Origin of the sequence: Sulfurimonas sp. HSL-1656, assembly GCF_039645585.1 — a bacterium.
GTDB classification, from domain to species: domain Bacteria; phylum Campylobacterota; class Campylobacteria; order Campylobacterales; family Sulfurimonadaceae; genus Thiomicrolovo; species Thiomicrolovo subterrani.
On the sequence record NZ_CP147915.1, the window covers coordinates 26,993 to 52,043 of the forward strand.

The following is a 25,051-nucleotide window of genomic DNA, read 5'->3' on the forward strand; positions in this document are numbered from 1 at the left end:
AATTATCTTTTTGTGGGAAATGGTAAAAGCACCAAAGGTGTGCGGGCCTGCTGCCGAAGCAAACATAGCGTTAGCGTAGGCAGAGGGGCTTTGCTCCTTTGGCGTTTTAAATAAGATGATATCAGACGACATCTATCAGGTGCGTTCCGCGTTCAACGGTCTCGCCGATGCTTTTGAGGGAGAGCCCTTCCGCTTCGGCAAGGGCCAGGAAATCGGCGACGGCTTCCTGGCGCACGGCACAGAGCAGCCCGCCGGAGGTCTGGGCGTCGCAGAGGATATCCTGCTGCTCGGGGGTCATCGGGCCGATCTTGTGGCCGTAGCTCTGGAAGTTGCGGCGGGTGCCGCCCGGGACGCACTCCATGGCGAGATACTCCTTGACTTTCGGCAGCAGCGGCACGTCGTCAAACCGGACGACGGCGCCGATTCCGCTGCCCTCAACCATTTCGGCCAGGTGGCCCAGCAGTCCGAATCCGGTGACATCGGTGACGGCGGTGACGCCCTCCATGTGGGCGATAGCGGCGCCGATGGCGTTGAGCGTCGTCATCGCTTCGACGGCCGGGTCGATGTCGCCTGGTGCGATCTTGCCCTGTTTCTGCGCCGTCGTGAGGATCCCGATGCCGATCGGCTTGGTCAGGAAGAGCTCGCAGCCCGCTTCGGCAGCGTTGTTGCGCTTGAGGTGCTCGTTATCGACGATGCCGGTGACGGCCAGGCCGAAGATGGGTTCGGGGGAGTCGATGCTGTGGCCTCCCGCCAGCGGGATGCCCGCCGCTTCGCAGACAGAACGCCCTCCTTCGATCACCTCGCGGGCAACCTCGTCGGGCAGTTTGGCGATGGGCCAGCCGAAGATGGAGATGGCCATCAGCGGTTTGCCGCCCATGGCGTAGATGTCGCTGATGGCGTTGGTCGCGGCGATGCGCCCGAAGGTGAAGGGGTCGTCGACGATCGGCATGAAGAAGTCCGTCGTGGAGAGGACCGAGGTGCCGTTGCCGAGGTCAAAAGCCGCCGCGTCGTCGTTGCTGGCGTTGCCGACGAGCAGGGCGGGGTAGCTGATGTTTTCGCGCGCACTTTGGAGGATGTTGTCGAGCTGCTTGGGGGAGATCTTGCAGCCGCAGCCGGCGCCGTGGCTGTATTGGGTCAGTCGGATGTCGTTCATGCGCAAGCCTTTCCGCTTTTTCCGAATGATAGTCCCCTTTCGATAAGAATGCACTTTAGAGGTGTCGTGGTATGATGCTGCCAAAGGAGCCGCTATGCCCAAAGAAGTTCAGATCGACATCCCCCATTACGCGACGCTCGCCCTGCGCCACGTCGTCCTCGATTACAACGGGACCCTTGCCCTGGACGGCACGCTGACGGAGGCCGCGGCAGCCCTGCTGGGGCCGCTTTGCGAACGCTTCACCGTCCATGTCATCACCTCCGACACCTTCGGCACGGTCGCCGAAGCGGTCGCGCCCTACGACGTCACGGTCAAGGTGCTGCACAGCAGCGACCATACGGGAGAAAAGGCCGCTTACATCTGGGAACTCGGCGCTTCGCACTGCGCGGCGGTCGGCAACGGCGGCAACGATGCGCAGATGCTCAAAGCCGCCGCGCTGGGCATCGCCCTTGTCGGGGACGAGGGGTGCGCGACGGAGACCCTGATGGCGGGTGATGTCGTCTGCAGGCATATCGAAGATGCCCTGGGGCTGCTGCTCAACGAGAAGCGGCTGATCGCCACCCTGCGCCGCTGACGCGCTACAAACCGTCTTTGGGCAGCTGTTTGACGTAGAGGTCGAGCTGCGGGAAGGGGATCTGGATGCCGTGTTTGTTCAGGGCGTTGTAAATGAGGATGAGGAAGTCCGAACGCAGCGCGCTGGGGCGGTTCTTGTTCGCCCACTCGACCCAGACGATCAGCTCGAAATCGACGCTGCTGCTGTTCATATTGACCATCCACACCTCGGGCTGTTTCTCGGGATCGTGCCGGATGTAGGTCAGGCTGCTCTCTTTCAGTTCTTCAAGCACCGCCTTTTTTACCGCATCGACTTCCGTACCGTAGGCGACGCCGAAGGGGATGTGAATACGCCGGGTTGCATCCTCGAGGGTCCAGTTGATGACGTTGTTCTGGATGAACGAGGAGTTGGGGACGACGATGTCGATGTTGTCGAAGGTCTTGACCGTCGTAGAGCGGATACGCATGTCGGTGACGCGCCCGCGCAGGACGTCGCTGATCTCGATGGTGTCCCCGATGCGGATGGTGCGCTCGAACATCAGGATGATCCCCGCGATAAAGTTGGAGACCACCGTCTGCAGTCCGAAACCGACCCCGATGGAGAGGGCCCCGGCGATGAGGGAGATGGAGGTCATATCGATGCCGAGGCTGCCCATGGCGATGATGACGGCGATAAAGACGATGAGGTAGTAGCCGATGTTCGACGCCAGGCGCATCGACATCTGGCTCATGTCCGGCCAGCGCCGTGCCAGCCGTACGATCCAGCGCTTGTAGAAGGCGCCCAGGAAGAAGCCCGCGATCAGGATCGTCAGCGCCTTGAGGAGGCTGAGGATGCTGATGGGGCGTTCGTTAAAGATGAAGAGCGGGGCGGTCAGGGTGTCGCCGGCGCGCTGCAGCAGCACTTTCGTTTCGTGCAGGGTGTCGCCGACCACGAGGGCCGTGACCCCGAAGTGTGCCTTGGCGAGCGCGCGAAGCTGGGCATTCTGGGCGCGGAAACGGCTGCGGACCTCTCCTGAGAGCCGTGTGGCATCCGCATCCATCGTATCGAGCAGGGCAAAAAACGTGTCGTTCTTCGCCTCGATAAGCATGCAGAGCGCCAGTTTGGCAGCCGATTCCAGTTTGGTCTGCAGCGCCTTGCTGTAATCCCCGCCGGCCTTCTCCAGGGCGGCCGTCAGGCGTTCGCTGCGCGCAGCCTCCTCCAGTTCGGCCCCCTCCAGCGCGATTTCGGCGGCAAGCTTGCGCTGCAGGCTCTTGTCGATGGCGCCATCGGCCGTTTGCATCTCCGTCTGCAGGTCGGCATCGGTGCAGCGGATCTCCTTGAGCCGCTTCGAGAGGGTGCCCGATACGGCTTTGCCGTAGCGTTCGAGGCGGTCGCGTCTGGTTTCGAGATTCTGCTGTTGGACTTTATAGTAGGCGAATTGAAGCTGGTAGGCGCGCAGCCGGAACTTCTCCTCGGTCGTGATCTGCTCGATCGTCTGCTTCAAAAAGGTGAGTTTTGACTGGATGTCACGCAGTTTACGCTCTGCACTCTCCTTTTTGACGGAGGCGAGCGCCGCTGCGGCGAGGGCTTCATACCCCTGTGCCAGCGTCGGGCCGGTTTTTGACAGGAGGGCGTCCGGGTCCTCTTCGGGGGCGGGTGTCTGGGCGGCGGCGCGGCGCAGCCGCTCCAGTTCGGCCCGCTCGGCGTCGGCCTGGGCCTGCGTCAGCGTCCCTGCGCTCTGCGCCGAATCGATCTGCAGGCGCAGCGCCTTGTAGAGGGCGGGTTTGTCGCTGCTCTCGTAGAGGGTGGCGTTGACGTCGGCGGCCTGAAGGGCACCGATCAGCAGGAAAAAGAGGAGAAGGGTTCGCATCGTCAGGCTCCTGTCAGTGGTGTGGTGTGACCCGCCGCCGATGCCACAGCAGCAGTCCGATCGACGTCAGAAGGAAGAGGCTGGCCATCAACAGCACGGCGTACCCCGTTCCCGCAGGGGCGTCCGCAAAGGGAAGCCCGCCCGTGTTCATTCCGAAGAAGCCGACGACGAGGTTCAGCGGCAGGAAGATCGCCGAGATAACGGTCAGCAGGTAGATGAGACGGTTCATCTTCTCGTTGGTACGGGCATTGTGGAAGTTGTAGATGTAGTCGAGCTTGGAGAGCTGGTGCACGGCCGAACGCAGCAGGCGGTCGGTGTGCTCGTGCAGGTCGGCGTAGTGGTCCACGGGGAAGTGCTCCAGCGGTTCGTAATGCTCCGTCACCTCGGCCAGGACGGTGGTGGTGCGCGCCAGGACCCGTTCGACGCGGAGAATGTCCCGCTTCAGCCCCAGCCACTGCGTCATGAAATCGGACTCCGCCCTGTCGGCATAGAGCCGTTCTTCCATGTCCGCGACACGCTCCAGATAGCCGTTAAACCCTTTGAGCAGGCGGTCGATGATCTGGTCGATAATGCGGTGGGGGCCTTCAAAACGGCTCTCCAGGGCTTCGAAATCGTTGTGTTCCCTGTCGAACCGGTAGCTGCCTGCTTCCGTCAGGATAAAGCCGGTCGAGAGGATCTGGACGCCCTCCCCGAGCACCGGCAGTCGTACGATCAGCATGTCATAGTCCGGATTGATGTCGAACAGGGAGGGGTGCTGATCGTTGCGGAGGTCTTCGAGGTGCAGCGGGTTGATGGTGACGTTGATACCGTCCATGGCCGGCTCCTGGGTTGGCATACCGTCATTGTAGCGCAAAGGCGGCTACGTTGCGGGCGCTTCCCCCAGCTTCCCGACCAGTTCGGCGTGGATCGTGCCGTTCGAGGCGACGATAATGCGCTGATCGAGTGTGTAGGGAGTACCGTCGCAGCCGCTGACCGCTCCGCCGGCTTCGAGGACGATCAGGATCCCCGCCGCGACGTCCCACGGCTTGAGGTTGATCTCGTAAAAGCCCGCGAACGTGCCTCTGGCCGTGTAGCAGAGGTCGATGGCCGCCGAACCGAGACGGCGGATATCGCGCGTGCAGGGCAGCAGCCGTTCCATCGTCTGCATGACCCAGTGGTAATCGAGCCCTTTTTCGATCTTGGTGTAGGGGAATCCTGTGGCAATCAGGGATGCAGTCAGCGTGTCGGCGTCGCCGACACGGATCGGTTCACCGTTGAGCGTGGCACCTTTGCCCTTTTCGGCATAGAAGAGCTCCTCGAGGACGGGGTTGTAGACGCAGCCGGCCACGGGCTGTTGATCCTCCCAGATCCCGATGGAGATGGCGCAGAAGGGGATGCCGTGCACAAAATTGGTCGTGCCGTCGATGGGGTCGATGTAGATCGCTTTTTCGGGGAAGGTATGGTCGTCACTGCTCTCCTCGCCGACGAGGGTGTGGTCGGGGAAGGCCTCGGCAAGCTTGGCTTTGAGCAGCTCCTCGACGGCGACGTCGTACTGGGTGACGAGGTCGATGTCGCTCTTGTAGCTGACCTCTTTGGGGGCGTGATACCCCTCAAGAAAGAGGCTCCCCGCTTCCTGGGCGATGGCTTTCAGGCGGTCGTAGCGCGGCATCTATCTGGCGAAGAAGTCCGAGAGGATTGCCTGCGCCTCCTCCTGGATCCTCTGGAGGTGGGTTTCGGAGATGAAGCTCTCGGCGTAGATCTTGTAGATATCCTCCGTGCCCGACGGGCGCATGGCGGCCCAGCCGTTCTCGGTGACGAGTTTCAGCCCGCCCAGGGCGGCACCGTTGCCGGGGGCGTTGCTGAAGCGCTGTACGATCGGCTCGCCTGCGAGGGTCTCGGCGGTGATGTCCTCGGGTGTGATCGCTTTGAGTTTCGCTTTCTGTTCCGGGTCCGCGACGGCGTCGATGCGGGCGTAGTAGGATTTTCCGAACTCCGCCTCGAAGCCCTCGTAGACGGCCCCCGGGTCTTTACCCGTGACGGCGCGGATCTCGGCGGCAAGGAGGTTCATGATGATGCCGTCCTTGTCGGTGCTCCACGGGGTCGAATCCATCCTCAGGAAGCTTGCCCCCGCGCTCTCTTCCCCGCCGAAGGCGAGGTCGCCGCCGTAAAGGCCGTCGACGAACCACTTGAAGCCGACGGGGACTTCATAGAGTTTCGCGCCGAGGCTCTTTGCAATGCGGTCGATCATCGAGCTGGAAACGGCCGTTTTGCCGATGCCCATGTCGGTGTCCTTCCACGCTTTGCCTTCGAGGAAGGGGATGAACTTCAGCACCCCTTTTTTGCGGCGGTGTGTAAAGAGGTACCAGATGGCCACGCTGAGGTAGTGGTTGGGGTTCATGAGCCCGCTGTGGGGCGTGACGATACCGTGGCGGTCGGCGTCGGCGTCGTTGCCGAAGGCGATGTCGTACTTGTCGCGCAGTTTGATCATGGAGGCCATGGCGTAGGGCGACGAACAGTCCATGCGGATTTTGCCGTCGTGGTCGAGGGTCATGAATGCAAAGCTCGGATCGACCTTCTCGTTGACGATCAGGAGGTTCAGGTCGAGCAGCTTGTTGATCTTGCGGTAGACCGGCAGGGCCGTTCCGCCCATCGGGTCAACGCCGATGCGCAGTTTCGCCGTCTTGATGGCGTCGATGTTGACGATCTGCGGCAGGGCCTGGACGTAGGGGGTGATGAAGTCGTAGGTCTCGACGTACTCGCTGGCCATCGCCGTCTCCAGGCTGAGGGCATGTACCGCTTCGAGACGGTGTTCGAGGATCTCGTTGGCCCGTTTCTCGATCACGGCGGTGACGTCGGTGTCCGCGGGACCGCCGTTGGGCGTGTTGTACTTGAAGCCGCCGTCGGTGGGCGGGTTGTGAGACGGGGTGATGACGATACCGTCGGCCTTATCCGCGTGGGTCTTGTTGTATTCGAGGATGGCGAAGGAGAGCACCGGGGTCGGGGTGAAGACATCCTCCGCTTCGGCGATGCGTACCTGCACCTCGTTAGCGGCGCAGACGCGGATGGCGGTCATCTGGGCCGGGTCGGAGAGGGCGTGGGTGTCGCGGCCGATAAAGAGCGGCCCGGTGATGCCCGCGCTTTTTCGGTATTCGCAGACGGCCTGGGTGATGGCGAGGATGTGTTCTTCGTTGAAACTGGACTTGAGGGAGCTTCCACGGTGGCCGGAGGTCCCGAAAGCGACCCGCTGCGTCGCGTCGGACGGGTTGGGTTTGAGCTCATAGTATCGGGCGATCAGATCGGTCAGGTCGATCAACTGGGCATCGGTGGCCTGGGTGCCGGCATCGGGATGGGCCATAGGGTTCTCCTCATTCATGAATGCCTATATTATAGTCCCTTTTTTGTTGTCGGGGGTTATTTTTCCGGTTGATTTTTAAACATCGGCTCCACCGTATCGCGGATGTTATCTTTGTCAAAGTAGAGCGACTGCGACGGGAAGGCGAATGCGAGGCCGTTCGCGTCGAGGATCTCCCAGATCTTGAAGATGATGTCCTGTTTGATCCGCAGCCACTCCTCCCAGTCGACGGTGTTGGTGAAGGTGTAGATGAGGATATCCATCGACGAGGCGGAGAGCTGGTCGAGGTAGACCATGAGGCTCGTTTTGATGCCGAACTTGTCCTCAACGGAGATGAGGCGTTTTTCGCGCTTTTTGAGGCGGTTGTACATCTCGGTGTCATATTCGCCCGGCACGACGGTGTCGGGGTGCTCCAGCAGCATCTGGCGGATTTCGTCGATGGCCCTGGACAGTGCTTCCCTGTCCGAACCGTAGGTGACGCCGACATGCATCTTGATGCGGCGGCCGACCTTGCGGCGGTTGTAGTTCTTGAGCGGGACGTTGGCGAGCTTTTCGTTCGGCACGGTGATGAGGGCGTTGTCGAAGGTACGGATATCGGTGCTGATGAAGCCGATCTCGACGACGGTCCCTTCAACGTCCCCCGCGGCGATCCAGTCACCCTGGGAGAAGGCGTTGTCCGAGAGGATCTTGAGCAGGCCGAAGAAGTTGCTCAGCGTATCCTTGGCCGCCAGGGCGACCGCCAGGCCCCCGATACCCAGCGAGGCGACGAGACCGGTGATGTTGACGCCGATATGCACCAGGAAGAAGAGCAGGGCGGTGATGATGATGACGATCTTGATGATCGAGAGGATAAGGTTGACCAGTTCGCTGCGCATCTGCCGGTTCTTGAGCGCGGTGCGCTGATGCAGGAAGTGGTAGAAGAGGTTGTCGACCAGGCGGATGACGATGTAGCTGAACGTCGCCAGGTAGACAAAGAAGAAGAGGGTGCTCTCCTCTTCGGAGCTGCTCGGGTGTTTGAGGATCTCCAGACCGACCTGCAGGCCGTAGGCGAGGATCATGATAAAGAGCGGCCGCCGGATGCTCGCGATGTTGTTGAGCATCATCTCGTCGGTGAGGTCCTGCTTGCGGGTGATGAGGTGCTGCATCAGCCGGTAGACGCGGTAGTAGAGCAGTGCGGCAACCATCCAGGCGATCAGCAGGCTGGCGGCGAAGAGCGTGAGGCGGCCGACATCGGTGTTGACATAGCGCAGGCCCGTATTGATCTCGGCGGCAACGGCGTTGTCATTGAGGAGCGTGAGCAGGCTGTCGAGCCTGATACGCTGCAACAGCGAGCGGTACTGGAGACTCTGGGGGTGGAGCTGGAGGTAGTCCAGCAGCTCCTTGTAGAAAAGGTAGTGTGCCTGCAGTGCGGCGCCGTTTCGGCGCAGGGCGTCGGCGACCTCCCCCGCTTCCGTTACTTCGGCGGCGGTGCGGACGTCACCCTCAATGCCGGTCGCTTGGAGCTGGTCGATTTCGTCCTGGACCCGTTTGGAGAGCGCTTCCGTATCGAGGGTGGTCCACTCCGCCGCGAGGGAGGCGAAAAAGACAAAGATGCGCTGCTGCAGCTTCAGCGTCGCGACGGCGAGGCGGTCGCGGGTTTCGGCCAGGCTGTTTCCCTGGTCGCGGTTGGCGCGGATTTTCGCCGAGAGCCGGTAGAGCCGGGCGTCCGCTTCGGAGGGGTGGAAAAAGGGGTTAACGGGGTTTTCAACGCTGTAGGGGGCCGCTTTCAGGGCCGAGACCAGGCCTGCGAAGGCGTCGAGTTTTGCATCGACACCGGCGGCTTCGGAATCATTCGCGTCGCTGTTCGGCGCGTAAAGCTCGGCTTCGACGGCAACAACCTGCTGCCAGAACGGTTCGGCCGCGGCGAGCTGCAGACCGAGCAGCATCAGAACCAAAAAATATTTCATACGTATCCCCCTTTTTGGTGACGACAGTATAGCGTCCGGGGGGTAAAGCGGCGGCAGGGCCTAGTCGAGCCCCAGCTCCTTGAGCAGCGGGTCGAACTTGGAGGAGAGGCCGACAAGCGCGTCATAGAGCAGGCCGAACCCTTTGTCTTCGGCGATCCACTCTTCGACGAGTTTGACGCCGTCGCTCTTTTCGGCATCGCTGAGTTCCGGGGAGGCGGTAATATTGTCGCGGATCACTTCAAGGTGTTCGCGGTTTTTATGACTGGACATGATCGTCTCCTGTGAGGGTGGTTTCACTAATCATAGCGAGAATCGCGTTAAAAATCTTCCGTCGTACGGCTGGGGGTGTTTTTGGACGAAACAACGTCCATAGTTTAAAAAAATGAAATGATATTCATTAGAATCATTTATTTTTGTTCAAAAGAATTATTCCCCTGCAACGCCGCACTGCAGGGAGTTCCTCCACTTAACACTTAGGTAACACTATTTTCATAATATTACATATCGTATTTAAGGAGTGTGTATGAAAAAAGGGATTTTGCTAAGCATCCCGGCGGCACTCACGATGCTGATGGGGGCGGAAGAGTACTCCCTGGATGCCGTGAGCGTGACCGCAACAAAATTTGAACGTGAGACCAAAGAGGTACCGCAGAGCGTCTCGGTCGTCGACAACGAGGAGATCGAAGACCGCAACGTGCTCAACGTCAAAGATGCCATCGAAACGATCCCGGGGGTGATCACGATGAGCAAGAACAACGGCTACGACAGCCGGCTCATCATCCGCGGCGCAGGGCTCAAAGCGCGTTACGGCATCCGGGAGATCATGGTCATGCGCGACGGGGTCCCGATGACGGACCCTGACAGCTTTACGCGGATGGACTTCATCGACGTGGACGACATGGAGAGCGTCGAGGTCTTCAAAGGGCCGGGTTCCATCGCGGCAGCCAATGCCAGCGGGGGCGTCGTCTTTATCAAATCCAAATCCGTTTTCGACACCGACAACAACCGTGTCAAGATCGGGTACGGCACCTTTGACACCCTCAATGCCAACATCAAAGGCTCCTTCGCGATCGATGAGAGCAACTATGTCGGCGTCAGCGTCTCCCGCCGCCAGTCCAACAACAGCTGGCGGGAGTGGAACGAATTCGATACGACCCAGGCAAGCCTGAAATACGGTCACCTTTTCGAGGATGATGCATCGCTGCAGATGGAGTTCGCCTATACCGAAGCGAACCTGCAGCTGCCCCAGTCGCTCAGCGCCGACGAGTTCGCCGCCTATAAAGAGACGGGAGAGACGACGAATACCAACGGTGCGTGGCAGCAGAGCGGCCGTTACTCCGACACCTACTTCTTCAACGTGCAGTACGAGAAGAGCTTCGGTGACCTGACTTTCAAACCGCAGGCCTACTTCACGAAGTGGGGCCACTACCACCCGGTCACGGGGATGATCAACGACGCGCCGGACAACTACGTCGTCGGGACGGACCTCGCCTTTGACGCGAAACACACGCTCTTTGACCGCGACGCCTCCCTGGTCTTCGGCCTGACGGCGCGCAGCGATATCCGCGATAACAGCAAGAAGTACACCTACCGCGACTATATCGACGTTCCGGGACCGAGCACGCGCATTATTAAGGTGACCTCGGATGAGAAGGGGGACCTGGCCGGGGTCGAGGACGGTACGAGTACGCTCTACGGTTTCTACGTCCAGGAGTCGTTCTCGCCTGCGGAAAAACTGCTCGTCGACGTGGGGCTGCGCTATGACCACCTCTCGTTTGACATCGACGGCACGGAGTACCTGGCCTACGACTATGCCGACGGCAACTATACGACAGGCGAGGGCGATTACAGCGTCGCCGAGTCCTACGACCTCTTCTCGCCGAAAATCGGTGCGACCTACGCACTGACGGAGACGTTGAACCTCTACGGCCTCGTGGCTTCGGCAAACCAGGCCCCGACGGACAGCGAAGTGCGTGCCAACCTCTCCTACGGCAGCTCGCCGTCGCTCAAATCCTCTACTTCGATCAACTACGAGGTCGGCCTCAAACAGCGCAGCCGCGACTGGAGCATGGACCTCTCGCTCTATTACAACGACGTGCGTGACGAGATCGTCGCGGTCAAAGGGGCGGATAATACGACCTACTACACCAATGCCGGGAAGACGAAGCGTCTGGGGGCGGAGCTGAGCCTCAACTACCTTGTCACCGAAACGACCGATCTCGGTGCGACCGGTTCCTGGTACGATTACAGCTACGACGACTACGTCGACAGCGGGGTGGACTATTCGGGCAACAAGCAGCGCTACATCCCGGACTACCAGTACTCGCTCTTTGCCGCTTACCATGACGGCAGCCTCTCCGCGCGCATCGAGGGGATCAGCTACGGTCCGTTCTACATGGACGACCTCAATACGGAGAAGTATGACGGTTTCACGCTGGTGACGAACCTGAGCCTGGCCTACACGACCGGACATCACCGCTACCAGTTCAACGTCAACAACCTCTTCGATCAGCGCTACGCGACGGAAGTGGACAAAACGACCGGCTACGGTGCGCCGAAGTACTACTATACGCCGGGCATGCCGCAGTTTGCGATGCTGACTTACACCTATTCGTTCTAAAAGGAGGAACAGATGGTCGATCAAATTACGCGGAGCAGGAACGACCTGCTGGGCTGGCCGCTGGTCGCGGCACTGTTTAAAAACAAACGTGTCCTTTTCATCGTACGGACGGTCGCGGCACTGCTTTTCATCTCCGCGATCTGGTTCGGCCTGCGCTATCCGGCACTGGCGGAGAACCCCTATACGTCTGCCGTTTTCTGGTCGCTCTTCTGGCCCTTTTTCATGATCGTCAGCATCGTGCTGGTCGGTCCGGGCTTCTGCGGGGTCTGCCCCCACGGCGTGCTCGGCCGCTTCCTCTCGAAGTTCGGCACGAAAAAAGAGGTACCCGAGTGGATGAAGCACCGCGGTATCGGTCTGGGGATCCTGATCGCAGCCTACTGGGTACCGGCCTACCTTTTCCCGGGCCTGCTCAAGACTCCCTGGGTCGCCGCACTGCTTTTTGCCGGGCTGACGCTGCTGGCGCTCGCCGTCTTCTCCCGCTACAAGAATATGGCCTACTGCACCTACCTCTGCCCGATCGGCAGCGTCACCAAAAGCTACGGCAAACTGGGGATGGTGCGCTTGCAGACCTACCGCGACGCCTGCGATTCGTGTACGACGTTTGACTGTGCGAAGGCCTGCGAGACGGGGCTGCAGCCCTACCTCTTCGATAAGAAGAACTCCATGCGCGACTGTACGCTCTGCATGGACTGCGCCCAATCCTGCGAGGCGGTGTCGCTGCAGCTGGTGAAACCCTCCAAGGGGATGTTCGGCGAGGTCAACGACCGCCACAATATCCACACCTATGTTTATATCCTGCTGCTGGCGATCATTACGATCACGATGCATTTCCACCACGGTCTGGGGCACTCGCCGGTGAAGACACAGACGCCGTGGTATGCGGCGGGGCAGTGGCTTGCATCGTTCCTGCCTGCCGGCGTGGACTGGGTCGGGTTCGCGGCGCTCAGTATGGCGCTGGCCGCCACCGGCGTGCTCGTCTTCGGCGGTTTTGCCGTTGCCGCTGCGCTGGTGAAGAAGCCCTTTAAGAGCTTCCTGCACCGCAACAGCTACGCCCTGGCCCCGATGATGATCATAGGCTCACTTTCGCACGTGGGGTCGTTCTTCTTCATCCACTACGCCTCCGATCTCGCCAACGCCTGGTTCTGGCTGATCGGCAGTGCGGAAACGATGCGGCCGCTGGCCTCCATGCGCGACGGCTGGGTCCACCTCTTTTCGCTCTTCGGCTACGTCGGGGCCATCTGGAGCGCCGTCATTCTCTACAGCCGCCTGGGCATGTACGAGGTCTCTGCGGCCAAACGCCTGGCGGCTTTTGTGGTGTCGGGGGCGATGATCTGGTTCTATATCGGGTTGCTGCTGCTGTCGATGGCCGTCCGGTCACACTGACCCGGCCCACGTTATGATCCGCCGTAGTGCGGAAACCCTATGAGCGCATCTCGTCCGCGTTCAGCTCCTCTTTGAGGGCGGAGACGAAGACCTTGTAGGTATTCCGGTCGAAGAGGTAGGGCTTGGCGGTAAAGAGGGTCTCGAAGAGGATCTTCCACAGCGTTGAGAAGTTGTCGTCGGTGCGGGCGGCACAGAGGCTCTGCTGCATTTGACGCTCCAATTTGGCGAGCCCCCTGGCGTGTTCGGCGTAGGCTTTGAGGATATCGGGGGCGACCCCGACGCTCTCGAACGCGGCGGCCAGGTTGACGATGGCCGCGTCTTTATGGGTAAAGTCCGCCTCTCCCGTCGGCAGGAGGATCCCCGTCTCTATCAGCCGCGCGACGACGCCGGCGTCCAGCCCGAACGCCTCCGCAAATTCCGATTGCGTATAGTGCTCCGCCTCGGCGGGGACGCGGCTGAGGGTATTCATCAGCGGTTCGATCATCGAAAGCGAGCTTGAAAGCGAACGGTTCGGGTTCCCCAGTGCCGCTTTGATCTGCTCGATACTGCTCCCCACCTCCTCTTTCATATACCGGATGTAGCGCAGCCGTTCCACATGTTCGTCGTTGTAGCGGTGGACGTTGGGTTTGAGCTTCCGCGCCTCGGGCAGCAGCCCCTCTTTGATGTAGTAGAGGATGGTCGATTTTGGCACTCCGGTCTTGGCGACGACTTCCGAGATCTTATACTCCACCGTGTTCCTTGTTCAAGAAAGTTTAAGCATTATAGCATAGAATTCAAAACGTAAAGTATAACTTGACGATTTACAAAATAAGGAGGTCTTCATGCCTCGTAAAATACCATGGTGGGCCGGCGGTATCCTGATGAGCCTGCTCTTCTTTTTCACCTTTTCCGAATGGGGAGCGGGGCGGCCGATCGGTGCCTCGACGGGCATGGCCTACCTCTCCGAAGTGCTGTTCGGCCTTGATGCCGACAGCCATGAATATACGGCCCTGATCGAAACGTCGGGCGCTTGGGAGGGGGTGATGCTGATCGGCGTCTTTTTCGGCGGCCTCTTCATGTCGCTCTTCGTAACGAAGACCTTTCACATCAGCTTTATCCCGACACTCTGGAAAGCGCGTAAGAACAGCTCGGTCCCTTCACGGATGGTCTGGAGCTTCATCGCCGGTTTCCTCCTCGTTTTCGGGGCGCGGCTCGCCGGCGGCTGCAACGCGGGGCATATCCTCTCGGGGGGAAGCCAAACCGCCGTCAGCGGGATGATCTTTACCGTCGTTGCCCTGGGTACCGGCATGATCACCGGCCGCTTCTTCTATAAACGCAAAGGGAGCTGTTCATGACGGAAGGTATCGTGCATATGTTCGACGTCGTTGCGGCGCAGGGGCACGGTTCCGTCTGGACGGTGCTCTTCATCGGCTTCTGTTTCGGGGCGATCATCCTCTACAGCCGGCTCGACAAATTCGAGAAGATGGCGGGTTTCATGATCTTCGAGGATACCCTGGCGCCGCGCATGGCGATGATGACGGTTGCGCTGTCCGGGGTCGGTTTTTATGCGCTCGTTCAGGGCGGCTTTGCAGAGTACCAGGTGAAACCGACCCTGCTGGGCGGGCTGCTGGTCGGCGCGGTGCTGTTCGGCATGGGGCTGGTGATCCTCGGCAAATGCCCCTCGGCCTTCTTCGTCTCCGTTTCCGAAGGGCGCGTCGATGCGCTGGTGGGGGTGATCGGCGGGATGGTCGGCGGCGCGGTATTCACCCTCACCTTCCCCTGGATCAATCAGCTCATGGGGCCGGACCTGGGAGCGATCCGGCTCAGCGACGTGCTGGGCGGTTATGAACTGACCATTGTGCTGGTGCTGAGCCTGACGCTCTTCGTCGTCGCCCTGCTGATCCCGACCGTCGACTACCACGACCCGGCCGATGAGAACCCAAAGCGTTAAGTACGACTTAACGCTTTTTCAATTAGAATTGTCGCAAAGGAGAAGAAGATGGCATACATAGCACTACCCGAATTCGAGGATATGTCCCCGGCAATCCAGGAGAAGGCGCGCCCCATCCTGGAGAAGACAGGAAACCTCGGCGAGATTTTCAAACTGCTGGCACTGGACGAAAAGGTCTATTTCGCGACCGATATGATGGTCCAGAAGTTCCTGTTGGAGCCGACGGAGCTCTCCTATGACATCAAAGAGGCGATCGCCCTGCTGATCTCCAAGGAGAACAGCTGCAAGATGTGCGTCGACGTGCACAAGAACATCGCGAAAATGCTGGGACTGAGCGAGGAGCGCATCACCCAGATCCTCGAGGGGATCGACAGCATCACCACCGACGAGAAAGAGAAGGCGCTGCTGCGCTTCTGCGTCCGCGCATCGAAGAAAGACAACTACAAGATGCAACAGGAGGATATCGATGCCCTCAAGGCAGTGGGCTACAGCGACGTGCAGATCATCGAGGCCGTTGCCATCACCGGGTATTTCAACTACATCAATACCCTCTCCAACGTCTTCGGTCTGGGGCAGTGAAACGGTTTCCGGCCCTCATTGCCCTGCTGGGGGTGATGGCATCGGCCCAGGAGTACAAGGCCGTTTTCGACTGCAGCTCTTCCAACCCGCGCTATATCCTTTCGCGTTTCAACCTTATTGAGAAGACCATGCAGATGATCGAGGCCCAGGGCGATACGGTCCGTTTCGCCGTGACGATGCACGGCGGCTGCGCCAAGGTGGCCTCGGAGAGCGCCGATTACCTCGTTCCCGAGGAGGAAGTGCTCTATGTCAAGAAGGCGCAGGAGAGTCTGGAGCGTCTCTCCAAAGCCAAGACGGTGGAGCTGGTTGTCTGCGCCATCGCGCTGGAGGGCAACGGGATCGACCGCGAAGACGTGCTGCCCTACCTGCGCATCTCGGAAAACAGTTATCTCGACACCATTGCGTACCAGAACAGGGGCTACGCCCTGATGCCGCTCAAGTAGCGGCGGTGTTTATTGAGCGTTCGCACAATCCGTTTAAGATGTGATGTGTCATTGCGTTCCCGTGAGAGAGGACGGGAGCATTCCCCGGCGGCGGTAATTGTCTGCCGCGCCGGTGATGAAAAGGAGGGTAAATGATTCGAGTAGTTTCTCTGCTGCTCATGGTTTCCGCACTGGCCTGGGCCGGCTGGAAGCGCAGCGGTGACACGGTCATCGATACGACGGCCAAACTGCAGTGGCAGGACAATGCCATGGCGGCCAAGAAAGATACGGTCTGGAAAGATGCGCGCAGCTACTGCGCGAACCTGGAGCTTGAGGGCTTCAGTGACTGGCGCCTGCCGACACGGGCGGAACTTCAGACGCTGCGCAAGGCTGCCGCCGCGAAGAAGGTGGGGCTGAAAAACACGGTCTCCAACGCCTACTGGACCTCGGAGATCTACCGCAAAATGCCCATCAATGCCTGGGCCGTCTACTGGGGCAACGGCCACATGTTCGATACGGACCGCTGCGACGAAGCGCATGTGCGCTGCGTCCGCCAGCGCTAGAGGCCTCTAGCGGTTCGGACCGCCCATACCGCCCCCGCTGCATTTACCGCCGCCGCACTTCATCCCTTTACCCATTCCCTGACCGGCCGGACGCTGCTGCATCCGGTTCATCTGGTGGTTCCGGAATTCGGTAGCATCGATCGTACCGTCCCCGTTGGCGTCGATGTCCCCGAAAGCGGGTGCATTGGCGGCGTTGCGCATCATCTTGCCGCTTTCGGCCTGCTTCGCCATCCGCGCCTGCTGGGCGTTTTCATACTCGATCTGGGTGATCGCACCGTCGCCGTTTGCGTCAAAATCGTTGAATGAGGACATCATTCTGCCCTGAACGTTGTTCTGCGCTTTGCCCGTTCCCATACCGGCGCCCTGGCCCATGCCGGCCGGACGCTGCTGCATCCGGTTCATCTGGTGGTTTCGGAATTCGGTAGCATCGATATTGCCGTCAGCGTTGGCGTCGATGTCGCCGAAAGCGGGTGCATTGGCGGCGTTGCGCATCATCTTGCCGCTTTCGGCCTGCTTCGTCATCCGTGCTTGCTGGGTGTTTTCGAACTCGGCTTGTGTGATCATGCCGTCGCCGTTCGCGTCAAAATCGTTGAAAGAGGACATCATCCCCTGTGCGGCGAACAGGGTTCCTCCGAGTAGCAGTGTTGCCGCGAGACTCATACGTTTCATCTTATTCTCCTTTGGGGTGCGTTACTTCAATAATAATACTGCATTGTGAGTAAACCGTGAGTCCCCGTCACAGCGGCACGTCGAAAAGGAGCACCTTCGCCTCGCGTACGGCGGTGAGATCATGGACATTGTCATCCATGATCTGCAGTTCGTCCCGGGCACCGAGGCGCAGATCCTCGACCGCGACCTCCCCCTCGATGACAAAGAGCAGCCGGGCGTGACCCGGTGCGACTGTCGGCATTGCCAGGGTGTGGCCCTCCTCGATGTCGCTGACATGGATGGCGGCATCCTGTTTGATGCGGATCGAATTCTCCCGGCCGTCTCCGCTGACGAGCAGGGTCCAGCGGTTGGGGTGATAAAAGGCGTTGAAATCGCGCTGTTCGTACCGGGGTTTCCCCCCCTCTTCACTGGGGTATATCCAGATCTGGAAGAGGGCGGTCTTCTCCGTTTCGGAGGCGAACTCGGAGTGGGCGATGCCTGCACCAGCACTCATGTACTGGATCTCCCCGGCGCGGATGACGCCCGCGTTCCCCGCGGAGTCGCGGTGCTTCAGGGCACCCTTCGTGACGATGGAGACGATCTCCATGTTGCGGTGGGGGTGGGTGCCGAATCCCTGCCCGGCTTCGATGACGTCGTCGTTGATCACCCGCAGGGCCCCGAAGCCCATCCGTGCGGGGTTGTAGTACTCTGCAAACGAGAAGCTGAAGCGGCTGTGCAGCCATCCGTGTTCGGCAACGCCCCTGTCAGAGGCGCGGTGGACAAACATTCTTGACATGATGGTCTCCTTTGAGTCGGTGTCGGCATCAAGCATCAGAGGCGACAAAAACAGCAGCTCCATAAACGTGCGGCGTTGCATGGCATCCTCCAATCGCTATGCGTCGGGATGAAAAGGCAAACGGTCTACTGTGCCTTTTCCAGTTTGCGCAGCAGGCGCGACAGGGTGCTGAGCTCCTCGGTCTCCAGCGCAGAACCATACCACGCCGTCAGATTGCGGACATGGTCCGGGAAGAGAGAGGCGATCAGGCCGCTCCCCGCTTCGGTGATCTCCACCATGCGGATGCGCCGGTCCGTTTTACAGGGGTAGACGCGGATCCACCCCTTGCTTTCAAGGTTTTTGATGACGACGGTGATGTTGCCCGGCGTACTGAGGACCAGTTCGGTGATCTGGCCGACCCGCAGCGTCCCGAGGTGGTAGAGGGCTTCGAGGATGGCGAACTGTGCCATCGTGATGCCGTGCTCGGCGATGGTTGCCGTCTCCTTGGCACGGAGTTTGTTGAAGGCGCGCGACAGTTCGATATGCGTCCGCAGTACGGCGTCTTCGCGCGGTCCGTACGGTTTCGTGCGTTTCATGGTACCTCCTTTTCATCAGCGGTTAAGAGCATTATATTACTAATTAGTAATAATGTCAACGGCAGCCGCTGATCCCCAAAGTATCCCCCTGCGGGGAAAAGGGTTATGGCAGGTCTTTGAGGGTTTCGAAGAGTTCGTAGGGGGTGGTGCCGAGCTGGCCTGCGGCATCGCGCATGGTGCTCTGCGGCGTGGCGTCGACGCCTTCGGCTTCGAGATAGGCAAGCGCCTTTGCAAGGTCGATATGCCCTGCGTCGGCAAGGGAGGCGATGCTCCGGCGTCCCATGCCGCTGAGCGGTGTTGCGCTCTGCTGCGCCCGGGTCTGCGGGAGCATGGCGTCATAGACCTTCTGCGCGGAGACGCCGTTCTCAATGGCGATCTGCTCCAAGGTCTGTTGGCCGTTTTTCACATGGAAACCGGCGTCGCGCAGCCGCATCATTGCCGTCGGCGTGTCGATGCCGCCCTGCGGTGCGAGGGAGGCGACGGTGGCCTCTTCGGCATGGCCGAACGGCGGGGCGCCCACCTGCCGCTCCCAGTAGTCCTTGATCGCCGTATTGAGGTTCACGATGCTCTGCATCGGCGGCAGGTGCAGCATGGTGGCACCGACGAAAAAGAGGTTGAGTACCAGCGCGGCGAGAAACTCTTTTTTCAGCGGTGTGAGCCGGTGCAGATGGTTCTTGAGGTAGCTCACCAGCGGTTTCCAGTTGTAGTAGATGTGCCAGATGCCTGCCGCGAGAAAGAGGAACATCGAGGTGATGTGCAGGTCGGTGTACTGGGTCTTGGTGAGCCCCAGCAGGGTCCAGTCGGTCCAGAAGGCGATCTTGCCTTTGGGGGTCATGAAGAGCATGATCCCCGTGTAGCTCATCACCAGGAACGACAGTCCAAGGGTCAGCGAGACCGTTTTTTTGAGCGAGAACTTTTCTTCCATTCTATCCCCTTTCCCGTGTGGATCAGTGTCGGTGTTTTTCGCTGCCGAACGTCGCCTTCAGACCGGCGATCAGCCGTGTTTTCTCCTCCGGAGAGAGCCGCGCTTCCGGGTGGGTCGGCAGGTAGACGAGCGGCGGCATCTCGTCCTCTTCGACCTCTTCGGCCGCGTCGTCGCCCTCATTCTTCTTCTGTGCGCCCCAGGCGGAGACGTTGAAATGTTCGCGCCCCTCCTCGACGTCGTGGACGACGAGCCAGGAGACCGGGGCAACATGGCTGTACCACGGCCACACCGTTTCGTTGGAGTGGCAGTCGGCACAGGCGCGTTTGAAGAGTACCTGCGTCTGTGGGCTGTCCCACGTCGGTTCGGCGATGACCGGAGGATTAACGTGGTTGTGGCCGAAGGGGATGACCTGGATGGCCGTGGCAAACGCCAGGGCACCGATGAGCAGTTCCGTTTTCATCAACGTTCCTTTTCACACAGTATATTGTAACTCGTTCTTCGCTTCGATCCGCCGGTAGAGGATCGGCAGGATGATCAGGGTGAGCAGGGTCGAGCTGATCAGGCCGGTAATGACGACGATGGCGAGGGGTTTCTGGATCTCGGAGCCGGGACCGGTGGCATAGAGCATCGGTACCAGGCCGAAGGCGGCGATGAGCGCCGTCATCAGGACCGGTCGGAGGCGCCGTTTCGCCCCTTCGATCACGGCATCTTCCAGCGGCATCGTTTTGACCAACTCGTTGAAGTAGCTGACCATGACGACCCCGTTGAGCACGGCGATCCCCAAGAGGGCGATGAAACCGACCGAGGCGGGGACGGAGAGGTAGTGGCCGCTTGCCATCAGCCCCGCGATCCCGCCCGTCAGCGCCAGCGGGATCATCGCAAAGACGGCGGCGGCCTGCCGCAGGGAGCGGAAGGTGAAGAAGAGGATCATAAAGATCACCGCCAGGGCGATGGGCACGACGATGGAGAGGCGCGCCATGGTACGCTGCTGGTTTTTGAACTCCCCGCCGTACTCCAGCCGGTACCCTGCCGGGAGGGAGACTTCCTGTTCGATCTGCGCGGCGATCGCCGCCACAAAGGTGGTAAGGTCGGTCCCGCTGACATTGGTCTGGATGGAGACGAAGCGCTGGGCCCCCTCGTGCTTGATCTCGACGCTCCCCGCCGTGCGCTCGATGTGCGCGATGTTGGAGAAGGCGATGCGCTCGCCCGCCGGGGTCGTGAGGTAGATCGACGAGAGCGGCAGGTCGTTTTGCGCGTAGTCGCCGCGGATGAGGATGGAGAACTGTTTCATCCCCTCGTAGATCTTGCCCGCCTCGGCACCCATCACGGCGATGGCGAGGATCTGCGCCGCCTCGTCGAGGTTGAGGCCGTACTTGGTGAGCTGTTTCTTGTCGAAAACGACCTGCTGGTAGCTCACCCCTTCGTTCTGGCGCATGTAGACGTCTTCGCTCCCCACGGTCGCCCGCAGAAGGTCGGCGATCTTTGTCCCCAGGGTATTGAGGGTCTCGAGATCGTCGCCGAAGAGTTTGACGACGACGTCGCCGCGCGCACCCGTCAGCATCTCGGAGGTGCGCATCTCGATGGGCTGGGTGAAACCGTACTCGATCCCGGTGATCCCTTCAAGCACCGTGCGCATCTGCGCCCGGAGCCAGTCGGGGTCAGGCGTGCGCCACTCGGACTTGGGGTGCAGCACCAAGAAGGTATCGGTGTCGTTGAGCCCCATGGGATCAAGCCCGATCTCGTCCGAGCCGCTGCGGGCGATGATGGACTTGATCTCGGGTACCGCCGCCATGAGCTGCTGCTGGATCTGGGTGCTGAGCATGATCCCCGCCGGGATGTTGATGGCGGGGTCGGACTCGACGCCGATAACGATGTTGCCTTCGTCCATCGTCGGCATGAAGGTCTTGCCGACGCTGCCGAACATGTAGACGGAGAGCGGCACAAGCAGTACCAGCAGGACGTAAATAGGCTTTTCGAACCGGAAGGCGCGCAGGAGCGTCGGGATGTAAAGGTTCTCGAGCTTGCGTACGAGCCAGGTCGGTTCGTCGTGGGCCTTCTTGATGCTCATCCCGGCAATGACGGGGATGAGGTAGAGGGCGAAGAGAATGGAGGAGGCCAGGGAGAAGACGATGCTCAGCGCCACCGGGGCGAAGAGTTTGCCCTCCAGCCCCTGCAGCATGAGCAGCGGCGAGAAGATCGTGATGATGATGACGACACCCGAGACGATCGGCAGGCTTACCTCCTTGGCCGCCAGGTAGATGAGGCGCGTACGCGGTTCGTGCGCGTATTTGGGATGCCCCAGCCAGGCGACGATGTTCTCGACCATGACGACGGCGGAGTCGACGATCATCCCGATGGCGATGGCGATCCCCCCGAGGCTCATCAGGTTGGCGCTGATGCCGAAGAGGTGCATCAGGATGAAGGCGCTCAGAATCGCCATCGGCAGGATGAGCGCGACGGTGAGCGCGGAGATGATGTCGCCGAGCATCAGCAGCAGGATGACGATGATGAGCACGACGGCTTCCAACAGCGCCTTCTGGACCGTGTTGACGGCTTTGCCGACGAGGTCGCTGCGGTCATAGAAGACGTTCAGCTTCGTGCCCTCGGGGAGGTTTTTCTCCAGTTCGGCCAGGCGCGTTTTGACGGCGGCAACGGTCCGGGAGGCGTCGGCGCCTTTGAGGCCCAGTACCAGCCCCTCGACCGCTTCGCCTTTGCCGTCTTTGGTGACGTAGCCGTAGCGGGTGACGGCCCCGACGCTGACGTCGGCGACGTCGCCGACATAGACGGTGCTCCCTTCGCGCTGGGCGAGGACGAGTTCGCGGATGCTTTCGATGCCGGTCTGTTTGCCAAGCACCCGGACGATCATCGCCTCGTCGCCCTGCTCGACCCGCCCGGCGCCGTAGTTGGCGTTGTTGCGTTCGATCACCTCAATGAGCTGGGAGACGGGAATGCCGTAGGCGGAGAGGCGGGCGAAGTCGGGCTTGACGATGAAGCTTTTGACCAGGCCGCCCAGGGCGTTGACGTCGGCGACGCCGGGGACGCTGCGCAGGGCCGGACGGATCGTCCAGTCGAGTAGGGTGCGCTTCTCCATCAGGCTGAGGCTTTCCGATTCGATGGTGAACATCAGGATCTCGCCCAGTGGCGTCGTAATGGGGGCGATCCCCCCGCCGATATTTTCGGGCAGCTCGTTCTTGGCGGCCGTAAAACGCTGGTAGACGCGGTCGCGGGCCCAGTAGAGGTCGGTGCCCTCTTCAAAGTCGATCGTGATGTCGGCCAGGGCGTACTTGGAGATGGAGCGGACCATCGTCTGGTGGGGGATGCCCTGCATCTCCAGCTCGACGGGGATGGTGATCTGCTGCTCCACTTCGCTCGGGGTCATGCCCGGGGCCTTGATGATGATCTTCACCTGGGTCGAGGAGACGTCGGGGAAGGCGTCGATGACGAGTTTCCCGTAGGAGAGCACCCCGTAGATGGCGACGGCGGCGGCCAGCAGGAGGATGATGATGCGCTGCGAGAGCGCGAAACGCAGCAACGCGTCCATCATTCACCCCCGGCGGCAGCGCTGCGCAGGGCCAGGACGGAGGAGGCGGCAACGCGGTCGTCCGCATGCAACGCGCCGGTCACGTAGCAGAACCCTTCACGTCGCGAGAGGACGGTGACGGGGAGGGGTTCGAAGCCGTCGCTGCGTTTGGCGAAGACCACGCTGTGCCCGTCGAGCTCGGTGACCGAAGCGGCCGGGACCTTCCACGCCTTCGCGGCGCGCGAAAGCGCGAGGTTCATACTCGCCCCGCCCCGCTCGCCGCATTCGCCGCCCTCGTGGAGGTCGATGGCGCGGGTCTGCGATACGGGGTCGATCTGCGGCGCCTTGGCGAAGACGGTGAAGCTGCGTGTTCCGGCGCTCAGTTTCTCCCCCAGGGCGAGGGTATCGGCAGTCTCCCACGGCATATCGATCTCGAAGTGGCACTCGGTCGTATCGACGAGCTGGGCCAGGACGGCACCCTCGGCGACGTAAGCACCCTTTTGCACGTTCATTGACGCGATACTGCCCGCGGCCGGGGCGGAAATGGTGAGAACCGGGTCGGGCTTATGCTGCGCGGCAATCCGTTTGAGCTGCGAGGGTGTCAGGCCGTAGGCGAGCAGGACATCGCGCTGGAACGCAGTGGAGGCGTCGAGTTTCTGGCGGCGGTTGCGGCTCTCGGTGAGCTGCTTGGAGGCGACGACTCCCTTGCTTGCCAGCGGTTCGAGGCGTTTGACCTCTTTGTCGTAGTACTCCAGCTCCAGCAGGGTCGCAATGTACTCGGACTGCATATCAAGGAGTTTCGGGCTTTTGAGGGTGAAGAGCGTCTGCCCCCTTTTCACATGGGCAAAGGGCTTGACGGCCACGCGGGTGACGAACCCCTCGGTGTTGGCGCTGACGGTAAAGCGGGACGCGGGGGGGTAGTTATAGGTACCGAGGTAGTTGCCGAGGGGGAGTTCCGTCTGGGCTTTGGGTGCGCTCAGCGCGACCTGCAGGGTGCCGGGATCGATCCGGTCGGCTGCGGCGAGCGGCAGCATAAGGGTGATGAGCAGGGGCATAATGTATTTCATTTTTTATCCTTGGTAGCGGGGGTGATGCCGAGGTCGGCAAAGAGGCCGGCTTCGGCCTTGAGCGCATCGGCGCGGAGCTGGACACCCTGCATCAGCAGGGCGAAGAGCATCTTCTGGCTGTCGATGTATTCGAGGTAGCTCGCCTCGGAGCCCATAAAGCGCTCCTCGAGCAGTACGGTCGTCTCGTAGGCCTCGGGGATCATCTCGTCGTTCAGCCGTTTCAGGTTCTGCTGCCGGGTCTGCTGGGCCGCGGTAAACGCGGCGACCCGTGCGTCGAGCTCGCTGCGAATCGCGCGCAGTTCGGCGCCGGCGGCCAGGGCGTCGCGGTGGGCGGCCTCGCGGTCGTTGGCACGGCGGCTTCCCAGGCCGAGGGGGAGGGAGACGTAGAGGTTGGCGCGCTGGACGTCCATCTCGTCGTCATAGCCTGCCGCGAGCGTGACCTCCTGCAGCCAGCTGTTGCGATAGGAAGCGAGGGCTTTCGCGCTGCCGTGGCGGTTTTCGAGCAGGTGCAGCAGGGGCGCGTCGGCGAGCAGGGTCTCCGAAGGCAGGGCAATGGTATCGGGGAGGTCGTGGCACAGCAGGCTTTCGGCCTCCGTCTGCGCCGTGGCTTGCAGCAGACGGAAGGTCTCTTCGTAGCGGCTGTTGAGATCGTCGATCTGCAGGGTGAGGGTCTCGACGTTCAGCCGGCTGCGCAGCCAGGCGCTGCGGTCGAACTCGCCTCCTTCCATCCCGGTGCGGATCAGCGCTTCCATCTGCACACCGCGGGTTTTGGCGTCCTGGAGCAGCCAGAGCTCCTCCTGGAGGGTACAGGCGTCGATATAGTAGGTATAGACGCGGTTTTGCAGGCGGGCCGTCTGCAGTGCGCTGCTCAGGCCGGTACCGTTGTCCAGCAGGCGCTCGAGCCTGCCGGTCCCGGCGGTGCGGAAGGGCTTTTCAACGCTGACGTGGTACTCCATGGCACTCTTTGACACGGACTTGGCGTCGGTATAGCCCGCCTGCGCGTTAAGGGAGGGGCCGTCGGTCAGCAGTTCGCTGCGCTGCTGCAGTGTATACGATTCCGCGGCATACTGCCCGGCGCGGGCCGCGTCGGAGTGCGCGCTCGCATCGAGAAACGTCTGCAGCGAGACTGGGGCCGCCGAGAGCGACGCGGCGGCACAGAGGGCCAGAATTCGTAAAGGGGTCATTGACATT

24 protein-coding genes are annotated in these 25,051 nt (G+C 61.0%); 8 read left to right on the forward strand and 16 right to left on the reverse strand.

Annotation, left to right across the window (positions count from 1 at the left end; genetic code table 11):
- Window positions 1-121: 121 nt before the first annotated feature.
- Window positions 122-1,153, reverse strand: a complete 1,032-nt coding sequence (selD, locus tag WCX49_RS00135) for a selenide, water dikinase SelD (protein ID WP_345985558.1) — start codon at window positions 1,151-1,153, stop codon at window positions 122-124.
- Window positions 1,154-1,247: 94 nt separating this feature from the next.
- On the opposite strand from selD, the gene WCX49_RS00140 reads away from it, so the two are divergent.
- Window positions 1,248-1,727 carry a haloacid dehalogenase gene (locus tag WCX49_RS00140; protein WP_345985559.1) on the forward strand — a complete coding sequence of 160 codons (480 nt, stop codon included), beginning with the start codon at window positions 1,248-1,250 and terminating at the stop codon, window positions 1,725-1,727.
- 4 nt (window positions 1,728-1,731) lie between these two features.
- Here WCX49_RS00140 and WCX49_RS00145 read toward each other — a convergent pair whose 3' ends face one another.
- The 6 genes from WCX49_RS00145 to WCX49_RS00170 are packed head-to-tail and all read right to left on the reverse strand — an operon-like array spanning window position 1,732 to window position 9,102.
- On the reverse strand, window positions 1,732-3,555 hold the full coding sequence (locus WCX49_RS00145) for a mechanosensitive ion channel domain-containing protein (protein WP_345985560.1): 1,824 nt from the start codon (window positions 3,553-3,555) through the stop codon (window positions 1,732-1,734).
- A 13-nt stretch (window positions 3,556-3,568) separates the two neighbouring features.
- Complete coding sequence (locus WCX49_RS00150) at window positions 3,569-4,390, reverse strand: CorA family divalent cation transporter (RefSeq protein WP_345985561.1); 822 nt, start codon at window positions 4,388-4,390, stop codon at window positions 3,569-3,571.
- A 24-nt stretch (window positions 4,391-4,414) separates the two neighbouring features.
- Complete coding sequence (locus WCX49_RS00155) at window positions 4,415-5,203, reverse strand: inositol monophosphatase family protein (protein WP_345985562.1); 789 nt, start codon at window positions 5,201-5,203, stop codon at window positions 4,415-4,417.
- A complete protein-coding gene (pgm, locus tag WCX49_RS00160) occupies window positions 5,204-6,907 on the reverse strand; it encodes a phosphoglucomutase (alpha-D-glucose-1,6-bisphosphate-dependent) (protein WP_345985563.1) in 1,704 nt (567 codons plus the stop codon).
- 38 nt (window positions 6,908-6,945) lie between these two features.
- The gene (locus WCX49_RS00165) at window positions 6,946-8,832 is read right to left on the reverse strand and encodes a mechanosensitive ion channel domain-containing protein (RefSeq protein ID WP_345985564.1); all 1,887 of its coding nucleotides are present in this window, start codon (window positions 8,830-8,832) and stop codon (window positions 6,946-6,948) included.
- Window positions 8,833-8,892: 60 nt separating this feature from the next.
- A complete protein-coding gene (locus WCX49_RS00170; RefSeq protein ID WP_345985565.1) occupies window positions 8,893-9,102 on the reverse strand; it encodes a hypothetical protein in 210 nt (69 codons plus the stop codon).
- Between the two features lie 253 nt (window positions 9,103-9,355).
- On the opposite strand from WCX49_RS00170, the gene WCX49_RS00175 reads away from it, so the two are divergent.
- Together WCX49_RS00175 and WCX49_RS00180 are read left to right on the forward strand one after the other, a co-directional pair.
- A complete protein-coding gene (locus tag WCX49_RS00175; protein WP_345985566.1) occupies window positions 9,356-11,452 on the forward strand; it encodes a TonB-dependent receptor in 2,097 nt (698 codons plus the stop codon).
- A gap of 12 nt (window positions 11,453-11,464) precedes the next feature.
- A complete protein-coding gene (locus WCX49_RS00180) occupies window positions 11,465-12,835 on the forward strand; it encodes a 4Fe-4S binding protein (RefSeq protein ID WP_345985567.1) in 1,371 nt (456 codons plus the stop codon).
- Window positions 12,836-12,872: 37 nt separating this feature from the next.
- On the opposite strand, the gene WCX49_RS00185 is transcribed toward WCX49_RS00180, so the two are convergent.
- Entirely contained in the window at window positions 12,873-13,565 is a 693-nt protein-coding gene (locus tag WCX49_RS00185; protein WP_345985568.1) for a MerR family transcriptional regulator, read from the reverse strand.
- 91 nt (window positions 13,566-13,656) lie between these two features.
- On the opposite strand from WCX49_RS00185, the gene WCX49_RS00190 reads away from it, so the two are divergent.
- The 5 genes from WCX49_RS00190 (at window position 13,657) to WCX49_RS00210 (ending at window position 16,329) form a co-directional block, all read left to right on the forward strand.
- The gene (locus WCX49_RS00190; RefSeq protein WP_345985569.1) at window positions 13,657-14,169 is read left to right on the forward strand and encodes a YeeE/YedE thiosulfate transporter family protein; all 513 of its coding nucleotides are present in this window, start codon (window positions 13,657-13,659) and stop codon (window positions 14,167-14,169) included.
- The gene (locus WCX49_RS00195; RefSeq protein WP_345985570.1) at window positions 14,166-14,765 is read left to right on the forward strand and encodes a YeeE/YedE thiosulfate transporter family protein; all 600 of its coding nucleotides are present in this window, start codon (window positions 14,166-14,168) and stop codon (window positions 14,763-14,765) included. The genes WCX49_RS00190 and WCX49_RS00195 overlap by 4 nt, the downstream gene beginning before the upstream one ends.
- 48 nt (window positions 14,766-14,813) lie before the next feature.
- Window positions 14,814-15,344, forward strand: coding sequence for a carboxymuconolactone decarboxylase family protein (locus tag WCX49_RS00200; RefSeq protein WP_345985571.1), 531 nt, complete (start codon window positions 14,814-14,816; stop codon window positions 15,342-15,344).
- The gene (locus WCX49_RS00205; RefSeq protein WP_345985572.1) at window positions 15,341-15,787 is read left to right on the forward strand and encodes a DsrE family protein; all 447 of its coding nucleotides are present in this window, start codon (window positions 15,341-15,343) and stop codon (window positions 15,785-15,787) included. Before WCX49_RS00200 ends, WCX49_RS00205 begins: the two co-directional genes overlap by 4 nt.
- 131 nt (window positions 15,788-15,918) lie before the next feature.
- Window positions 15,919-16,329 carry a DUF1566 domain-containing protein gene (locus WCX49_RS00210; protein WP_345985573.1) on the forward strand — a complete coding sequence of 137 codons (411 nt, stop codon included), beginning with the start codon at window positions 15,919-15,921 and terminating at the stop codon, window positions 16,327-16,329.
- A 6-nt stretch (window positions 16,330-16,335) separates the two neighbouring features.
- Here the strand turns inward: WCX49_RS00210 and WCX49_RS00215 are convergent, their stop codons facing one another.
- The 8 genes from WCX49_RS00215 to WCX49_RS00250 all read right to left on the reverse strand — a co-directional run bounded on the left by WCX49_RS00215 (window position 16,336) and on the right by WCX49_RS00250 (window position 25,044).
- On the reverse strand, window positions 16,336-16,998 hold the full coding sequence (locus tag WCX49_RS00215) for a hypothetical protein (protein WP_345985574.1): 663 nt from the start codon (window positions 16,996-16,998) through the stop codon (window positions 16,336-16,338).
- 67 nt (window positions 16,999-17,065) lie between these two features.
- Window positions 17,066-17,773 carry a pirin family protein gene (locus WCX49_RS00220; RefSeq protein ID WP_345985575.1) on the reverse strand — a complete coding sequence of 236 codons (708 nt, stop codon included), beginning with the start codon at window positions 17,771-17,773 and terminating at the stop codon, window positions 17,066-17,068.
- 125 nt (window positions 17,774-17,898) lie between these two features.
- Window positions 17,899-18,348, reverse strand: a complete 450-nt coding sequence (locus tag WCX49_RS00225; RefSeq protein WP_345985576.1) for a MarR family transcriptional regulator — start codon at window positions 18,346-18,348, stop codon at window positions 17,899-17,901.
- Between the two features lie 103 nt (window positions 18,349-18,451).
- Window positions 18,452-19,273, reverse strand: coding sequence for a DUF4405 domain-containing protein (locus WCX49_RS00230; protein WP_345985577.1), 822 nt, complete (start codon window positions 19,271-19,273; stop codon window positions 18,452-18,454).
- A 22-nt stretch (window positions 19,274-19,295) separates the two neighbouring features.
- A complete protein-coding gene (locus WCX49_RS00235) occupies window positions 19,296-19,733 on the reverse strand; it encodes a heme-binding domain-containing protein (protein WP_345985578.1) in 438 nt (145 codons plus the stop codon).
- Window positions 19,734-19,745: 12 nt separating this feature from the next.
- On the reverse strand, window positions 19,746-22,817 hold the full coding sequence (locus WCX49_RS00240) for a CusA/CzcA family heavy metal efflux RND transporter (RefSeq protein WP_345985579.1): 3,072 nt from the start codon (window positions 22,815-22,817) through the stop codon (window positions 19,746-19,748).
- Complete coding sequence (locus WCX49_RS00245) at window positions 22,814-23,860, reverse strand: efflux RND transporter periplasmic adaptor subunit (protein WP_345985580.1); 1,047 nt, start codon at window positions 23,858-23,860, stop codon at window positions 22,814-22,816. The genes WCX49_RS00240 and WCX49_RS00245 overlap by 4 nt, the downstream gene beginning before the upstream one ends.
- The gene (locus WCX49_RS00250; RefSeq protein ID WP_345985581.1) at window positions 23,857-25,044 is read right to left on the reverse strand and encodes a hypothetical protein; all 1,188 of its coding nucleotides are present in this window, start codon (window positions 25,042-25,044) and stop codon (window positions 23,857-23,859) included. Before WCX49_RS00250 ends, WCX49_RS00245 begins: the two co-directional genes overlap by 4 nt.
- Between the last annotated feature and the right edge of the window lie 7 nt (window positions 25,045-25,051).

Bases quoted from the DNA above. Each gene is read 5' to 3' on its own strand.
- WCX49_RS00220 (WP_345985575.1), bottom strand. From the start codon at position 17,773: ATGTCAAGAATGTTTGTCCACCGCGCCTCTGACAGGGGCGTTGCCGAA.
- WCX49_RS00225 (WP_345985576.1), bottom strand. From the start codon at position 18,348: ATGAAACGCACGAAACCGTACGGACCGCGCGAAGACGCCGTACTGCGG.
- WCX49_RS00180 (WP_345985567.1), top strand. From the start codon at position 11,465: ATGGTCGATCAAATTACGCGGAGCAGGAACGACCTGCTGGGCTGGCCG.
- WCX49_RS00175 (WP_345985566.1), top strand. From the start codon at position 9,356: ATGAAAAAAGGGATTTTGCTAAGCATCCCGGCGGCACTCACGATGCTG.
- WCX49_RS00200 (WP_345985571.1), top strand. From the start codon at position 14,814: ATGGCATACATAGCACTACCCGAATTCGAGGATATGTCCCCGGCAATC.
- selD (WP_345985558.1), bottom strand. From the start codon at position 1,153: ATGAACGACATCCGACTGACCCAATACAGCCACGGCGCCGGCTGCGGC.
- WCX49_RS00250 (WP_345985581.1), bottom strand. From the start codon at position 25,044: ATGACCCCTTTACGAATTCTGGCCCTCTGTGCCGCCGCGTCGCTCTCG.
- WCX49_RS00155 (WP_345985562.1), bottom strand. From the start codon at position 5,203: ATGCCGCGCTACGACCGCCTGAAAGCCATCGCCCAGGAAGCGGGGAGC.
- WCX49_RS00230 (WP_345985577.1), bottom strand. From the start codon at position 19,273: ATGGAAGAAAAGTTCTCGCTCAAAAAAACGGTCTCGCTGACCCTTGGA.
- WCX49_RS00215 (WP_345985574.1), bottom strand. From the start codon at position 16,998: ATGAAACGTATGAGTCTCGCGGCAACACTGCTACTCGGAGGAACCCTG.
- WCX49_RS00145 (WP_345985560.1), bottom strand. From the start codon at position 3,555: ATGCGAACCCTTCTCCTCTTTTTCCTGCTGATCGGTGCCCTTCAGGCC.
- WCX49_RS00140 (WP_345985559.1), top strand. From the start codon at position 1,248: ATGCCCAAAGAAGTTCAGATCGACATCCCCCATTACGCGACGCTCGCC.
- WCX49_RS00190 (WP_345985569.1), top strand. From the start codon at position 13,657: ATGCCTCGTAAAATACCATGGTGGGCCGGCGGTATCCTGATGAGCCTG.
- pgm (WP_345985563.1), bottom strand. From the start codon at position 6,907: ATGAATGAGGAGAACCCTATGGCCCATCCCGATGCCGGCACCCAGGCC.
- WCX49_RS00245 (WP_345985580.1), bottom strand. From the start codon at position 23,860: ATGAAATACATTATGCCCCTGCTCATCACCCTTATGCTGCCGCTCGCC.
- WCX49_RS00170 (WP_345985565.1), bottom strand. From the start codon at position 9,102: ATGTCCAGTCATAAAAACCGCGAACACCTTGAAGTGATCCGCGACAAT.
- WCX49_RS00240 (WP_345985579.1), bottom strand. From the start codon at position 22,817: ATGATGGACGCGTTGCTGCGTTTCGCGCTCTCGCAGCGCATCATCATC.
- WCX49_RS00165 (WP_345985564.1), bottom strand. From the start codon at position 8,832: ATGAAATATTTTTTGGTTCTGATGCTGCTCGGTCTGCAGCTCGCCGCG.
- WCX49_RS00195 (WP_345985570.1), top strand. From the start codon at position 14,166: ATGACGGAAGGTATCGTGCATATGTTCGACGTCGTTGCGGCGCAGGGG.
- WCX49_RS00210 (WP_345985573.1), top strand. From the start codon at position 15,919: ATGATTCGAGTAGTTTCTCTGCTGCTCATGGTTTCCGCACTGGCCTGG.
- WCX49_RS00150 (WP_345985561.1), bottom strand. From the start codon at position 4,390: ATGCCAACCCAGGAGCCGGCCATGGACGGTATCAACGTCACCATCAAC.
- WCX49_RS00235 (WP_345985578.1), bottom strand. From the start codon at position 19,733: ATGAAAACGGAACTGCTCATCGGTGCCCTGGCGTTTGCCACGGCCATC.